This window comes from Phormidesmis priestleyi BC1401 (genome assembly GCF_001650195.1).
In the GTDB taxonomy this organism is placed as follows: Bacteria; Cyanobacteriota; Cyanobacteriia; order Leptolyngbyales; family Leptolyngbyaceae; genus Phormidesmis_A; species Phormidesmis_A priestleyi_B.
In genome coordinates this window covers 113998-129344 of sequence record NZ_LXYR01000004.1, presented here as the reverse complement: position 1 = coordinate 129344, position 15347 = coordinate 113998, and the positions used below count along the sequence as shown (strand labels likewise).

Genomic DNA, 15347 nt, shown 5'->3' with positions numbered 1-15347 from the left:
GAAGTCTCCTTGCTTACCCACTTCAATCAGAGCTAGTTGAATGAGCAATCCATTTTCTGCTCGACGAACCCAGCGATCACGACTCCTAAATGTCGTTGAATATACCTCGACTGCCGCTTCTGTGGTGGGAGTTGTGATTTCAGCTTTATCGCAACAGGCAATCTATGCGGCGGCTCCGCTGTCTCTCTCGCTGTGTCTAAACTTAGTCAATCGGCGACGTTTTGAGCAGCAAACAGAACAGCAATTTAATGGAGCGATCGCGCAGATCGATCAACGCTTATTAAACCTCGATCAACGAGTTTTAGAACGAAATGAGACCGCGATCGATCTGATTGGACTCCGATCGCAGCTTTCTCAGCTACACGATCGCTTCACGACAACTCAGCAAGGGCAAAACGCGACTGCGACCTACTTAAGCGAACTGCAAGCGCAATTATCTCAAATCAATGCCCAATTGACTGCGATCCAGCAGCATCAGACTCATGCGGAAACAAGTCAGGCAGGGTTAAACGCACAAATCGCTCAAGTGCGAGAAACCTTATCTCAAGAAATTTGGGGCATTCGTCAACAACTTCAAAGTCTTGATGGAGTGGAGGCTTTGCAACAGGCATTTCCTGATCTCAAAGAAGAAGTTAGTTTCCTTCAGCAACGTCAAAATTTAACGGCAACGAGTTATGCCGAACTGCAAATGCGACTCGCTGAAATTGGTGTGCAGTTGACGGTGATTCAACAGCGTCAGACTGATGCAGAGACGATCGAGACGGGGCTGAACACGCAAGTCTCTCAAGTGCGAGAAATCTTATCCCAAGAGATTCAGGCAATTCGTCAACAACTTCAACGTTTTGATGGACTGGAGGCGTTGCAACAGGAATTTCCTCGACTTACCGAGCAAATTATTGCTCTTCAGGAGCGTCAAAGTTTGACTGTAACGGATCAGGTCGAGTTGCAGGCACGACTCTCTCAAATTGATGTGCAATTGGCTTCGATTCAACAACATCAGGCTGAGGCATTAACAACGGCAGGGTTGGATGCGCCACTCTCTCGACTGCGGGAAGGCTTATTCCAAGAAATTCTGATCGTTCGTCAAAAACTTCAAGCGGCGAACTTCAGTCTTGATGGATTAGAGGCATTGCAACAGGCATTTCCCCAGCTAACAGAAAGAATCATTTCTCTTGAGCAGCGTCAAGGTTTAACCGCCACCAACTACGCTGACCTGCAAACGCGATTGTCTCAATTAGAGACACAATTGGCTGCGATTCGGCAGGGTCAGGGTGATGCAGCAACAAGTCAGCCAGGGTTAAACTCACAGCTTTCTCAAGTGCGAGAGAGCTTATCTCAAGAGATTCAGGACATTCGTCAACAACTTCAAGCGGCGAATCTCAGTCTTGATGGATTAGAGACGCTGCAACAGGCATTTCCCCACCTTACAGAAAGAATCATTTTTCTTCAGCAGCGTCAAGGTTTAACCGCCACTGATTACGCTGACCTGCAAACGCGATTGTCTCAACTGGAGACACAATTGGCTGCGATTCGGCAGGGTCAGGGTGATGCAGCAACAAGTCAGCCAGGGTTAAACTCACAGCTTTCTCAAGTGCGAGAAAGCTTATCTCAAGAGATTCAAAACATTCGTCAACAACTTCAAACAACGACTCTGAATTTCAGTGAATTTCAAGCGTTGCAACAAGCATTACCCAGGCTTGCAGAACAAGTTGCTCAACTTCAACAACAATTGAGAGAGATCGAAGTCCGACAAATCAGTGAATCTTCAAATCTGACGATCGAGAATCGGCTGCCCACGATCGAGCCGTTTCCAACTCCGATAGCACCAAGATTTGTAGACTTGCCGACTGAACTAGAACCCGAAGTTGAGCAGGCTCCGATCGTCACTCCTCCTGAAGAACCGATTGATTTAGGGGTTTTGTCGCTAAATTTAGGAATTGACTTTGGCACCAGCTTTACGAAAGTTTGTTTTCGAGATGTGTCAACAGACCGATCGGAGATTGTCACCTTTACCGACGAAGATACTCATCTAGAAGAAGCCTTACTGCCGACAAAAATCGGAATTCTGCCCGATGGCACGCTGATTACTGGGTTGACCGCTTCTGAGTGGAAACCCTATGAAAACCAGGTGCAGACGACGGTGGAGTTTATCAAGATGCGTCTGGCAAATTTTGATCTTCCTCAAAGTGCGGAAAGCTGGCAGTTCAAAAAATTACCGGGACTGAGTGAGGATGAAACCGTTGAAAATCTTTGTGCCTACTATTTAAGTCGTGTCATGATTCGCACTAAAGATTGGATTCGTCACAACAAACCAGAACTCATCATTAACCAAAGAATTGAATGGTCTGCGAATGTTGGCGTTCCTGTTGAATATTGTGATTCTAAGGCAATTAAACGCTTTGAAAAAGTTCTTTCTCTCGCCTGGTTGTTGAGTAATGAACCGCAGACTGAGCGAATGACGATCGATAATTTGCGCGATCGTATCAAACCACTGAGAGCAACACTGGAAGGAACTGCGATCGATTGCCATGCAATCCCAGAAATTGCGGCTGAAGCGTGGTCGCTAATCAACTCTCTTGAAATCGATGAAGGGTTCTATGTCCTCTTTGATGTGGGAGATGGAACGCTGGACGGAAGCTCGTTTCGGTATTGGAAGGAGGACGGTGAAAAGAAAGTTGATTTCTACTCTACCAAAGTCAATTCTTTAGGGGTCACTGCATTTTCTCAACGGCTGGCACAGGAATTAGGGGTTGCAGAAACGGATGTCAAAAATACGATATGTGGAAACTCAACCCATTATCTCGATCGATTCCAAACCAGTACGGCTCGGAGAGAAATTCAGGAATTGGTTGCTAATGTTGTTTGGAATGGGAGTCAAAGATACGTTGAGCATGGTTTCAGGCTAACGTGGCGTGGTTTTGAGAAACCTTTAGAAGTTTTAATCGGCGGCGGCGGTGGACAAACCTCTTTTTACACGCAGGCGATCACTTCGACTCACAAAGACTTTAACCATAAGAATGCTGGAATTCCAGAGTATGGAGTGCGATCGCTGCCATTTCCCAAAGATTTAGAAACGAATGGCATCAGTGACCGCGAGTTTCATCGATTTGCAGTCGCTTATGGGCTGTCGATTCCTACTGGAGAGCAGCCAGAGGTCAGACTTCCAAGCGAGATGGAACAAGTCAAGCCAGTACCGCCCAAAGAAGAAGATCCAATGGGTAAGACCCCTAAAGCTAACGAACCGAGATGAAGATCTTCTGAATGAATTTACCCAAGAGCAAAGGCATATAGTCAATGAGCAACATTGTTACTTGGAGTCCGACGATCGCGGGGCAAGAAGTGCGCGTAAAAGCCAATCCGGGACATCGGGGCATCACGACCGGAAAAACTCGCACTTCTGGAACTCGGCTACTGGTGCAAGTCCAGTTTAGCCCAAACGAAAAAGCCTATAAGCCCTACAACCTTTTAGAGCTTTGTGGAGAACCAGAGGGACTTTTTGCGCTGCTAGAACAAGGGAAATTTAGCGGAGCCGATGACCTGCGCCGAATTCTCACGTTTGAGAAGGTGAAAGGGCAATTAACTAACATTTTCTACAGCATGGAGTCGAGCCATACGGACTTTTACCCGCACCAGTTTAAACCTGTGCTGAAATTTTTAGAATCTCCGGTAGGGCGATTGTTAGTTGCAGACGAAGTAGGACTGGGGAAAACAATCGAGGCAATCTATATCTGGAAAGAACTGCAAGCCAGAGCCGATGCTCGTCGTTTATTAATCATTTGTCCTGCAATTTTGCGAGAAAAATGGCGCGATGATTTGCACCAACGATTTAATATTGTTGCCAAACTCACCAGTGCCCAAGAGCTTTTAGAAGAAGTCAAGCACGTTTTGCAAAGCCATTATCAGCACCCCTTTGTGTGCATCGCCAGCTTAGAAGGACTTCGCCCCAACGCCAATTGGGAAGATGAAACGATGTCAGGAGCCAAGGCAGAACTCGCAAGATTGTTAGACAACAATAACAACAACAATCCTGCCGCCGATGAGGTGAGTGTGTTTGATTTGGTGATTATTGATGAAGCGCATTATCTCCGCAATTCAGCCACCGCAAATCATCGATTGGGTCAACTAGTGCGAGATGCGGCTCGTCATCTATTGCTATTGACAGCAACCCCGATTCAGACGCAAAACACTAACCTTTATCAACTGCTGAAAATCATTAGCCCAGAAGACTTTTTTGACAAAACTATCTTTGAGCAAATGCTGGAGGCAAACAAACCTCTGATTCGGGCATTGCGATCGCTCTGGAGTCATCCTCCCGATTTTAGAGCGGCAAAACGTGATCTCGATCGCGCCCTTCAATCCGATTACTTTCGAGAAAATCCTGTGTTGCGGCAAATTCAACATACGCTAGAAACGCCAGAGACGATTGACGCAGACATGCAAGTCAGACTTGGGTATAAGTTAGAAAATGCTTCATTAGTCAGTCAATATCTCACCCGCAGTCGTAAACGCGATGTGCTGCCTAACCGGGTTGAGCGTGCCCCACAAACGTTAAAGGTTCACTTCTCTGCTTTAGAAAAAGAAATTTATGAGTCGGTGACTCAAGCGATTCGCAAACAAAGCAAAGGCAAGCAAGGCGTTCTGCTCTTTCGGTTGATTGCGCGTCAACGGCAAATGGCGAGCTGTCTCGTCGCTGCGCTGCAAACTTGGTCAAAACAAGGAATTCTGGATGAATTTCAAGATGAGTTGCTTTGGGAATCAGGCATTTCGATCCTGCAATCAGACCCTGAACGATCGCCTGACTCAGAGACATTGCCCTTAGAAAATATTGACTACGCGCAACTCGAAGCTGAAGACACTAAATATCGATCGCTGGTTCAGTGTCTACATCGCGAACTCAAGAAAAATCCAGACGAGCAATTTGTTCTATTTGCCTATTTTCGCGGCACCCTGCACTATTTGCAACGCCGCTTAGAGACGGATGGAATTCAGACCAGCTTGATTTTGGGTGGCATGGGCGATCAAAAACAAGACGTGTTGGCACAATTTGAACAGGGCAAAACCTCAATTCTTCTGTCTTCAGAAGTCGGCAGCGAAGGGATTGACCTGCAATTTTGTCGTTTTTTGATTAATTATGATTTGCCGTGGAATCCAATGCGAGTCGAACAGCGAATTGGACGGATCGATCGCTTAGGGCAAAAAGCCGATCGCATCTCAATTATTAATTTCAGCTTGGTAGACACGATCGAGGAGCGGATTCTCGAACGTTTGTATGAACGTATCAATGTTTTTCAAGAAAGCATCGGCGATTTAGAAAACATTCTCGGAGAAGCGACCGAAAAACTACTCATCACACTCTTTGAACCCGATCTGACAGATGCCGAACGACTCAAACGCGCCGACGAAACTGCAAGCGCAATTCTCAAACAACGCCTCGAACAAGACCAATTAGAACAAGAAGCTGTTAATTTAATGGCGTTCTCAGATCAAATTCTCCATGCTGTGACCAAAAGCCGCAATCAAGGTCGATGGTTGACTTCAGAAGAATTGCACTCATTTGTCGAAGACTACTTTGCTCGCTACTACCTGGGAACCACCATTAAACCCATTCAAGATAGAGAAGCCGTCTTTGAGATTAAACTAACCGAAGATGCCAAGGTCGATTTAGATTTATTTCTCAAGCAGCATCGATTTGCGACTCAAACTCGCTTACATCGATCGTCCGCTCTGTGTTTATTTGACCCTCGCCTTGCAGTCCAACCAGACAAAGATAAAGGGAAGCCGATCGAACTGCTTGATCCCACCCATCCGTTGATTCAATGGATCAGACACAGCTACGACAATGATGCTCAGATTCATCCGATCGCGGCAATTCGCTGTGAGCAGTCAGACGTTGAAGCTGCGCCGGGGCAATATGTGTATGTGATCCAGCGCTGGTTATTTGAGGGATTGCGCTCGGAGAACCGTCTTGCTTACAAAGTTGCTCATTACTCAGATGGTAAGTTATTGTCTGACGATCAATCAGAACGCTTCGTTTATCGGGCAGCCCGTTGGGGAAAGGCAAAGCTGAATGCCGCCAATCTGATCGAAAATCTCGATCGAGTTCTGGCACTTTATAGCGATTGCGATGATGCTTTAGAAGCAGCCTTTGACCAGGCATCAGCAGAATTTGCTGCCGAGAATGACAACCATTGCAATGTTCAACAACGCAGTGCCGAAAGCTACGCAGCTCGTCGCTCTCAACAACTCGAAGAACGGATTCAAGCCTTTCAGCAATCAGGCAAGCTCCGAATATTGCCTGCCACAGAAGGACAACTCCAAAAGGTAAATCGAGAATTGGAAATCAAGAAGAAGATGATCGGCGATCGTCGCAACACTGAGCTAAATCTGATTCACCTTGCCGCAGGCATAATCTTTGTTGAGCCATAACGCCGATCGTGCTACAGCAATCGTAGTTGCGTTTCTGCTGGCTCAACTAATGGAGCATCGTCTAAATCGATCGTCAACCCGATCGACCCAGACCAAGCCATCTCGTCGGTCAGCAATCGTTGAGCGGCTTCGAGAATGGGTTCTTGCAAATCGCGCAAGTCTTCGCGGTTTTGGAGATAGGCTTGGAGTGCTTGCAGAGGCTCGATCGTGGTGCCGATTCCCAATTCTGGCAGACGTGGACGAGAGAGTTGACTGATTAGCTCAGGATGAATGGTGTAATTATGGGCACTGCTAAGCGCCTCGCGGATTAGGGAATCGTCGAGGAGATCAATCTGTTCGGGGCGGAGTTGATAGATCAATCGCACGACGGCATCTTCGACAAGTTCTGATGCGATCGCCTCTAGCAAAGCAGTTTGTGGTTCGTCTTCTTCAGACAAATCGAGTTCTATCGTGCGGAACGATCGCACCGGAAGCGGACAGAATTCCATCTGTACCTTGCCTTGCTCTAATTCGACTAGCACGAATCCTTTTTCTTCTTTCTCTTCACTAAAATCGACGCGCTCAATGCTGCCGGGATAGACGACTAGCGGCTGTTGACAGAGAATCTGATAGCGATGGACATGACCCAGCGCCACGTAATCAAAACAATCGCGAGTGATTAGAGAGAGCGGAATCGTGAAGCCTTTGCCCACGGCTAAAAATCGTTCTGCGCCATAGGTGGCAGCATCTGCCATCAAGTGAGCCAGCAAAACGGTGGGAATCGAGGGATCGAGTTTACGAATTTCGCCTTCGAGGGCAACACGGAGCCGATCGAGCAATAAATGCCCCACTTCTGACATTGAGAGTCCTTCGGTTTCGGGACGAGTCAGCAGCGTCGATCGTGTCAGCCACGGCAGAGTAATGACTTGAACAGCCCCATTGCGAGTTTGGATGGTGTGAGAATCGAGACGATCGCCGACAATCACATTCGGTACGCCGAGAGTGCGATAGATGCACAGACTTGCACCGCCAGCGCCTTGAGAATGCTGATCGTGATTTCCGACGAGCAGCACAGTGGGAACGCCTGCCTCAACTAAGCGATGAAACTGCCGCGCAAACGCCTGCTGGATATAAGGGGGCGGCGTTGCGTCTGGAAAGGCATCGCCCCCAAATAGGACGAGATCGACGGGTTCAGAGAGGGCGCGATCGATACAGCGTCCTAGCGTCGCGACAAAATCCTCCAGCCGCGTGTTGAGTCCAGTTTCGGGATTGATGCGCCCATGCGAGAATCCGCTACCCAAGTGAATGTCGGAGAGATGGAGGATTTTAATCATAAAGACCGCGACTAGCGAATCGTGCTGCTCCGAACTATTGTACTAAACATCCGATCGGGCAATAGTTTTCTCAACAGCAATAGCAGCCCAGCATTTCCCCCCGCCGGATAGCGGAGCCGCTGAGATGGGTCGATTGCGGCTTGATAAATAACCTGAGCTGTCACCTCTGGCGGTGATCCATTGTTTCCAGCTTGCTTGAGTTTAGCGGTCACTTTTGCGGCAAATTCATCGTATGCCGTCAATCCAAGACGGGTCGCAGGGTCAGCCGATCGTCCATAAAAATCGGTCTTAATGGGACCTGGCTCAATTACTTTGACACGAATATTAAACGGCTCTAACTCATATTGCAGCGACTCTGAAAAGCCCTCAACTGCCCATTTAGTCGAGTGATAGAGACTATATAAAGGAAACGCCATTTTGCCGCCGATCGAGGCGATGTTAATAATGGTGCCCGATCGCCGTTCTCGAAAGTGAGGCAACACGGCTCTGGTGACTGCCATCAGTCCAAACACGTTTGTGGCGAACTGTCGCTCAATCTGCTCAGGGGTGCAGGCTTCAAACGCGCCAATCAAGCCATAACCTGCGTTGTTGACCAGCACATCGATCGTCGAGAATTTCTCTAGCGCTGCGGTGACGGCTTGAGCGATCGAGTCTGGGTCGGTGACATCTAATTGTAGGGAGAGCGTATGATCGAGTGTTGTTAGGTCAGAGGTTTTTTGGGGCGATCGCATGGTCGCAACCACGTTCCAGCCTTGCTGCTGAAATAGCTTTGCCGTTGCAAGCCCGATTCCTGTCGAAGCACCAGTAATGAGAACAGTTTTCGCCATTGGTTGCCAAAAGAAAGGTAGAAGATTCTCAAACTTTATCCTTAAAAAACTGCATTTTCTAACGTTGAGGCAGTAATTCAAGAAAATCTGTCGCCACTACAGACCTAATTGAAAAGAAAGCTAATCGGGAGATGAATAGAGAATTACAGAAACCTTATCAATAATACTTATAGTAATCTCTGCGTTCTCTATCACTTCTATAAGATCTTCATCCGATAAATTTGACTGCTCAGGAATATCTGAATCTACCATAAATGACATACGACCTTCCACTGCAAGAGAGTATTCTTCATCAACTGAATAAGTGTAGTCATTCCAATCATCGATAGACATTCGATATGCTTTTTCATCATCTAGTGCCCAGTAATCTGCTTTGTATATAAAATAAGATAACTGAGCTTCTATTTTTATGCTAAATGGAATCACATAAGTACTCGAACCATAATAACTTATATTTTCTATATATAAGTCTAAGCTTTCAATATTTCCTACACGATCAACAGTCGCTTCATGGTTGTCATCTGGAATATCAAAAGATTTAATGGATTTACCTTGAAACTCCCCAAGCAACTCAGCCTCCATCGAGATTACGACAGCCGATTTAGCCGATTTATTGGATGTCAATAAACTTATTATTCTTTGAAAGTTAGCCGACCTATTAGATTCTCTACTTTCCTCAAGTTCTAATTCTTTAATAATCTTTTGGCAGATGTCCAACCTAATGAAGTTATCTAAAGTTTCAACTGAAATAATTTTCTCTTGATTCTGTAATGCTGCATTGACTACACTGTCATTAGTTACTACATAAAGCTCTTCTAAATTCTCAGATAGATCGCAGATCGCTTGCCATATAAAAGCATCTGGAAAATCTTCGCGGTTTTTCTTTTTCTTAAATGGTGAGATACCCTGAAAATATGAATCAAAAACCTTCTGACCGTGCGAAACATCTATAGGTAAAATTTTTGTCCGAGTTTCATTGCACCACACTTTAAATATTTGACAAGAAAAATTATCTAATTTAGATTGAGTATTCTTGAAGCTTTCAATACTGTTCTTTAAAAAATTTACTGTCTCTTCAGGAAGCAGTCTTTTCTGTAAAGATTGGATACTAGAGATTACTTTTTGAAGATGCGTTCGGTATTGATCCTCCTCCTGCGAGAGAAACTCTTGCTGAACAATGTAGGGAATGTAAATTTGAACCTCCATGGCTTGCGACAACCGCGTAAGCGACTGGAAAGCTGCCTTCTTACGAGCTGGATCACTTCTTAAAGCAGTTGTATCAAGTACAAGATGAAGCATGAGTGTAAACTCAGATTAGGGGATCGGTTTTGCCAAGCAGTTTAACACTTCACAGAAGTGAATGAAAAAGAGCCGCTGGTAGGGTTGCAAAGATTATTTGCCTCTGCTACGTTTTGCTGTTATGTCGCTCTGATTGTAAATGTTGGTTAATCAATGAAAATCAATCGGACAAAATCTGAGTTAGTGATTCTTTTGAACAGATTGGTTAGGTAGTCTCGATTGACAAGGGAGGCTCTCAAGTGACGATGGACAAGCAGCATCCCTTCCTGCGATCGACTACACTAAAAACAAGTTCAACGGTCACTTCTATGGTCGCCAACTCTCTGCGCTGGACAACCCGCGATCTGGATGCCATGCCCGACGATGGCGGTTGGAAACGCTATGAAATTATTGATGGGGAACTGCTTGTGACCCGCGCTCCTCACATTCGACATCAAGGCGCAGCAGGCAAACTGCACGTTCGCTTGGAAACTTGGTCAGAAACGACTGGGATGGGGAGTGCCTTCCAGACACCAGGCGTTATCTTCACTCCAACGGATGCAGTCATTCCCGATGTCGTTTGGATTAGCCGAGAAAGCCTTGCCAGTGGCATTGATCAAGCAGGGCATCTCACCGTCGCGCCTGAGCTAATGGTCGAAGTGCTTTCCCCTGGCGACCTCAACGAACAGCGAGATAAGGAAGTTAAACTCAAGCTCTACTCCCTGCACGGTGTCCAGGAATATTGGATCGTCAATTGGCAACTGAAAACTCTGGAGATTTATCGCCGTACCGACGCTCAACTTCAACTGGCTGCGACTCTGCTCGACGGAGACAGCCTCACCTCACCCCTCCTGCCAGAATTTAGCGCCTCGATCGCTCAAATTTTTATGTAGACGTTACAGCTTAAAGAGACAAATTGTGGAATGTCTAGGATTACCCTCCTCACGAAGTGGGGCAAGCCCTCCCCTCTTCTCCCCAGGGAGAAAGGGAACTAGACGTTTGCTCCCTCTCCTTGGGGAGAGGGTTGGGGTGAGAGCAAATCCGGCTCTTATTTAATCCACGATCCTTAGAATGAGCGAATGATGGTTCAACGTCCGATTTATCTTGATAATCAAGCGACAACCCCGGTAGACGATCGGGTGTTAGCCGCAATGTTGCCCTACTTCACCGAGCGGTTTGGCAACCCGTCGAGCGTCGGTCATATTTACGGATGGGAAGCCGAAGCCGCGATTAAACAAGCGCGAGAAATTTTAGCCAGTGCCATTCATGCAAGTCCTGAAGAAATTATCTTTACGAGTGGAGCAACCGAGGCAAACAATCTAGCCATCAAAGGAGTTGCAGAATCGTATTTCGATCGGGGACGGCACATTATTACGCTTCAAACTGAGCATAATGCTGTTCTTGATCCGTGTCACTATCTGCGATCGTTAGGGTTTGACGTGACGTTTTTGCCCGTGGAATCAGATGGTTTAATCGATCTGAACTTGTTAGAAAAAACGCTGCGATCGGACACGATTCTAGTGTCTGTGATGGCAGCAAATAATGAGATTGGCGTGTTGCAGCCGTTAGAAGCGATCGGAGATCTCTGTCACGCTCATCAGGTTTTATTTCACACCGATGCCGCACAAGCGATCGGAAAAATTCCGCTTGACGTAGAGGCAATGCACATCGATTTAATGTCGTTGACGGCTCACAAAGTCTACGCACCCAAAGGCATCGGCGCATTATATGTGCGGCGACGAAATCCTAGAGTGCAGATTGCGCCCCAGATTCACGGAGGCGGACACGAGCGAGGGCTGCGATCGGGCACGCTCTATCCACCCCAAATCGTCGGGTTTGCCAAAGCGGTTGAACTGGCGATTGCAGAAATGTCGTCAGAATCTCAGCGCTTGACGGAATTGCGCGATCGTCTGTGGCAGCGAGTGTCTCAACTAGACGGCATTCAGCTCAACGGACACGCTACCCAGCGTCTACCCGGAAATCTCAACATCAGTATAAAAGGCATAGACGGACAGGCACTTTTATTGGGAGTGCAGCCCATGATCGCCGTTTCTTCGGGTTCTGCCTGCACATCTGCCAAAATCGAGCCGTCTCACGTCCTCCGAGCGTTGGGGCTGCCCGACGAGTTAGCCTATGCGTCGATGCGGTTTGGAATTGGGCGATTTAACACGGTTGAAGAGGTCGATCGAGCGGCAGACGTTGTGATTGAAACGGTACGATCGCTTGATTTGAAGAATTGATTCATCCGATTCAAAGGGTCCAGATCGTTCTTAATTACACCAACGGATGACAAACCCCAGAGGTTAGTTAAGAATTTTTACAGCAGGACTGTAATGCTTTGTTGTAATTCAGGAAGAACCCGCTCAGTTTGGCGTAACCTAGCTTAACGGTCCCGCTAGATATTGGTATGTTTGATTTCACACCTCTGTTTGAGTTTTCTCGGAGCCACTGCGTCGAGATTTGTGCTTTTTTGGTGCCTGCAAATCTTTTAGCAACGCTGCGAACAGTGATTTTGACGGGATTGCGTCGTCCCTCTGCTCAGATTTGGGTTGCTACGACGATCGCGACCTTCTTTGCAGGATTCATGGTGCTGCACGTCATGACCTGGTTCATGGTTGGCGTGGTCATGGCTCCGACATTTATTTTGCTGGGGTTGGGCAGTGTTTGCTTATTCGTCAATCTCTGGGCAATTTTTGGGCGTGGAAGCTTGGCGCGGCTCCTCGTCGCAGTTTATAAGTTTTGTACTAGAGTAGATTTGCCCGCCTTTCTCAATTTGCATGAGTGACCCTCACGACGAAGCCCCTCGATCTCACCCGACACCCAAACCTGACGCAGAACCCTCCGAGACGGATGACAACTGGATCGAAGACATCGTGCCCGATAGTCAAGGCTCTGAGGCGCGAAGTCCCTATGTTAGAAAGGTTGACCCAGCGAGTCCGATCGTGCTCGTCGAAACGGCATTTCTTGCCAGCGCTGCAAGTTTGCTCTGGCTCGTCAACTCCTATTTTCCGATGGGACCGATTTTGCAGGTGTTCTTTCCGGTGCCGATCGCGCTGATCTATCTGCGCTGGGGAAATCGGGCAGCTTGGATGGGGGCTTTGGTGTCGGGGCTGCTGCTGTCAGTGCTGATCGGACCGGCTCGCAGCATTCAATATGTGATGCCCTTTGGGGTAATGGGCGTTTTGCTAGGAACGCTGTGGTATCGCCGCGCAAATTGGGCAACCTCGATCGCGATCGCTACTCTGTTAGGAGTCTTTGGCGCTTTCTTTCGCATTGGGCTACTGTCTGTCTTGTCGGGCGACGATCTCTGGCTCTATGGCACGAATCAAATCACCAACCTGCTAGAGTGGCTGTTTGTCAAACTCGGACTGTTGATGCAGCCGTCTTTACCTCTAGTGCAGGCAGTCGTTGTGGGAATGATTTTTGTGCAAAACATGGTGTACTTATTTGCAGTGCATCTCGTATCGTGGTTTTTGTGCGATCGCCTCAACACGCCAATCCCGCGTCCGCCCCATTGGGTGCAGGTGCTACTAGACTCTGAATGATTTCTATTTACACGCAGCATCAACAAGCCGAACAATGGCTTCAGCGCTATCAGGGACGATCGCCGCTTTTTGCCTGTGTGTTAGGGTTCACCGAAACAGGTCTGATTCCTGGCATCTCTGCGGCTGGGGCGATGCCTAGAGATCGTCAATATACAGCGATCGCAGATGCTGAGTTTTTGATCAATGGCGTGCAAGCCAATCCTCGTTACCCGTTGCCACCGCTGCATGTGGGTGCGTCTCCTGTCTTGATTTCTCGCGCGGTAGTTGAGGCACAAGCGATCCCCGTTCAGCTCATCAACGCAGGGTTGCCTCAAGCTCCAGCAGTGGCAGCGATCGACGTAAAAGGACATCCCGCTCGGTGTTTGAGTACGGGGCAAGCGATGGATCGGGCGATCGTCGAACATCTATTTAAGCAAGGATTGCTCTGGGGAAATAAATTAGCGGCTCAAGTCTCAGACAGCTATTTAGTTTTGGGTGAATGTGTTGTAGGGGGCACCACCACTGCCTTAGCGGTTCTCATCGCCTTGGGGATCAAAGCCTGTGGCAAAGTCAACAGCAGTCACCCAATCTGCAATCACGCCCAAAAGTGGAATCTCGTTCAACAAGGACTCAGTGCCCTTCACCCTTCTAGCGATCCCCTCACGATCGTTGCCGCAGTTGGCGACCCTATGCAGATCGTGGTGGCTGGAATGGCGATCGCGGCGAGTCGCACCTGTGGCGTGCTGTTAGCAGGCGGAACGCAGATGTTAGCCGTCTATGCGCTGGCACGGGCAATCGCTCAAACTCATGCATTGCCTTTGGATCTAGAGCAAATTATTATAGGCACAACTCGCTGGGTTGCAGAAGACCCGACAGGAGACACCGTTGGCTTGGCGCATGACCTTGGCTCAGTGCCTTTAATCGCCACTCAGCTCAGTTTTGCCACCTCTCGTCATCCGCAGCTTCAGGCTTATGAGCAGGGATATGTTAAAGAGGGCGTGGGTGCAGGAGGGTGCGCGATCGCGGCTCACCTCTTCAAACACTGGGGGCAGATGGAACTGTTGGCAGAGATCGAAGCATTAGCCGATCGCTATCAAATCACAAATGACCAACTGAAAAGAGGAAAATAGGAGACAGTCCCTTCATCCTTTCTCAATGAACTCTCTGTGCCAAAAGCTGTTCTTCTAGTGCAGCAATTCGATTATAAGCCGTCGTTAATTGTGCGGTCAGTCGCTGAATCTGAATTTCTGAAGAAAGCGCTTTTTCACCACTGTGCATCGAAGCTTCAGACGAGTGATTATCGACTAAAACGTCTTTATGTTCCATTAATGAGTCAACACTGCGAGTGCTTTGATGATAACGTCCAGAACTGCCCCCAAACGAGGAAAGGCTGCTGCCATTGCCAGAAGATGACTTTACTTCAGTGACGACTTGGGAGAGGCTACCCGTTAGCTGTTCAATCAATTGATGCAGCCTGTCAATCTTGCCATTCATCGTGTTAATTTGCTTCTGTAGTGTGTCCATTTCGTGACCTACTTACCCTTTCTTTTTACCCTTTCTTTTATCACTGATTATCTTACTAGGGTCAAACTCATGAGGGGTAGATAGTGCTGAATCATTTAACGTTTGATTGTGAGCCAAAGTGTGGCAAAAGAAACAATTAAACCGTTGTTTCAAGAGAGTAGCTGCGAACTAAACTAGAGAACCGAACTTTAGACTAAATTCTACTTTGGTTTTACGGGAGATGTTTTTGCAATCAACCAACGTTAAGCTCTCGCTTTATTCAAAGATTAAGAAATAAGAACTTAGTAGCTTTGAGTATGAACTTAAACGTTTTCATCAGCGTCAAGAGGTAGCCTATTGCTTTTTTCAAAGTCTAATTTTTTGGTCAGATGCTATGCTTTAGAAGCGATCGCATCGAAATGCCCTCTAAAGCGAGTATTTTTGCTAGATTTTGAAAGCATCCGATCGACAAATTT

General features: G+C 47.4%; 11 protein-coding genes. 7 read left to right on the top strand and 4 right to left on the bottom strand.

The genetic code is table 11. The features are described 5' to 3' along the window. Positions 1-40 precede the first annotated feature (40 nt). The gene (locus tag A8707_RS03970) at positions 41-3250 is read left to right on the top strand and encodes a coiled-coil domain-containing protein (protein ID WP_068815332.1); all 3210 of its coding nucleotides are present in this window, start codon (positions 41-43) and stop codon (positions 3248-3250) included. 44 nt (positions 3251-3294) lie between these two features. Continuing rightward, positions 3295-6426: an SNF2-related protein gene (locus A8707_RS03965; protein ID WP_068815330.1), complete on the top strand. Its 3132-nt coding sequence runs from the start codon at positions 3295-3297 to the stop codon at positions 6424-6426. Between the two features lie 11 nt (positions 6427-6437). Here A8707_RS03965 and sbcD read toward each other — a convergent pair whose 3' ends face one another. The 3 genes from sbcD to A8707_RS03950 all read right to left on the bottom strand — a co-directional run bounded on the left by sbcD (position 6438) and on the right by A8707_RS03950 (position 9865). Next, positions 6438-7739: an exonuclease subunit SbcD gene (gene sbcD / locus A8707_RS03960; RefSeq protein ID WP_068815327.1), complete on the bottom strand. Its 1302-nt coding sequence runs from the start codon at positions 7737-7739 to the stop codon at positions 6438-6440. A gap of 11 nt (positions 7740-7750) precedes the next feature. Then, positions 7751-8566 carry an SDR family oxidoreductase gene (locus tag A8707_RS03955; protein WP_068815325.1) on the bottom strand — a complete coding sequence of 272 codons (816 nt, stop codon included), beginning with the start codon at positions 8564-8566 and terminating at the stop codon, positions 7751-7753. 120 nt (positions 8567-8686) lie between these two features. Beyond that, positions 8687-9865, bottom strand: coding sequence for a PIN domain-containing protein (locus tag A8707_RS03950; protein ID WP_068815321.1), 1179 nt, complete (start codon positions 9863-9865; stop codon positions 8687-8689). Between the two features lie 308 nt (positions 9866-10173). Here A8707_RS03950 and A8707_RS03945 point away from each other — a divergent pair, with 308 nt between their 5' ends. The 5 genes from A8707_RS03945 to cobT all read left to right on the top strand — a co-directional run bounded on the left by A8707_RS03945 (position 10174) and on the right by cobT (position 14498). Further along, entirely contained in the window at positions 10174-10737 is a 564-nt protein-coding gene (locus A8707_RS03945) for a Uma2 family endonuclease (protein ID WP_068815319.1), read from the top strand. Between the two features lie 186 nt (positions 10738-10923). Next, positions 10924-12084: an IscS subfamily cysteine desulfurase gene (locus A8707_RS03940; protein WP_331711672.1), complete on the top strand. Its 1161-nt coding sequence runs from the start codon at positions 10924-10926 to the stop codon at positions 12082-12084. 167 nt (positions 12085-12251) lie between these two features. Then, a complete protein-coding gene (locus A8707_RS03935) occupies positions 12252-12629 on the top strand; it encodes a hypothetical protein (protein ID WP_068815316.1) in 378 nt (125 codons plus the stop codon). Beyond that, positions 12622-13389 (top strand): DUF2232 domain-containing protein, encoded by a 768-nt coding sequence (locus A8707_RS03930; protein WP_068815314.1) that lies wholly within the window; start codon positions 12622-12624, stop codon positions 13387-13389. Before A8707_RS03935 ends, A8707_RS03930 begins: the two co-directional genes overlap by 8 nt. Beyond that, positions 13386-14498: a nicotinate mononucleotide-dependent phosphoribosyltransferase CobT gene (cobT, locus tag A8707_RS03925; RefSeq protein WP_068815312.1), complete on the top strand. Its 1113-nt coding sequence runs from the start codon at positions 13386-13388 to the stop codon at positions 14496-14498. The genes A8707_RS03930 and cobT overlap by 4 nt, the downstream gene beginning before the upstream one ends. 22 nt (positions 14499-14520) lie before the next feature. Here the strand turns inward: cobT and A8707_RS03920 are convergent, their stop codons facing one another. After that, positions 14521-14892: a hypothetical protein gene (locus A8707_RS03920; RefSeq protein ID WP_068815310.1), complete on the bottom strand. Its 372-nt coding sequence runs from the start codon at positions 14890-14892 to the stop codon at positions 14521-14523. Positions 14893-15347: the final 455 nt, after the last annotated feature.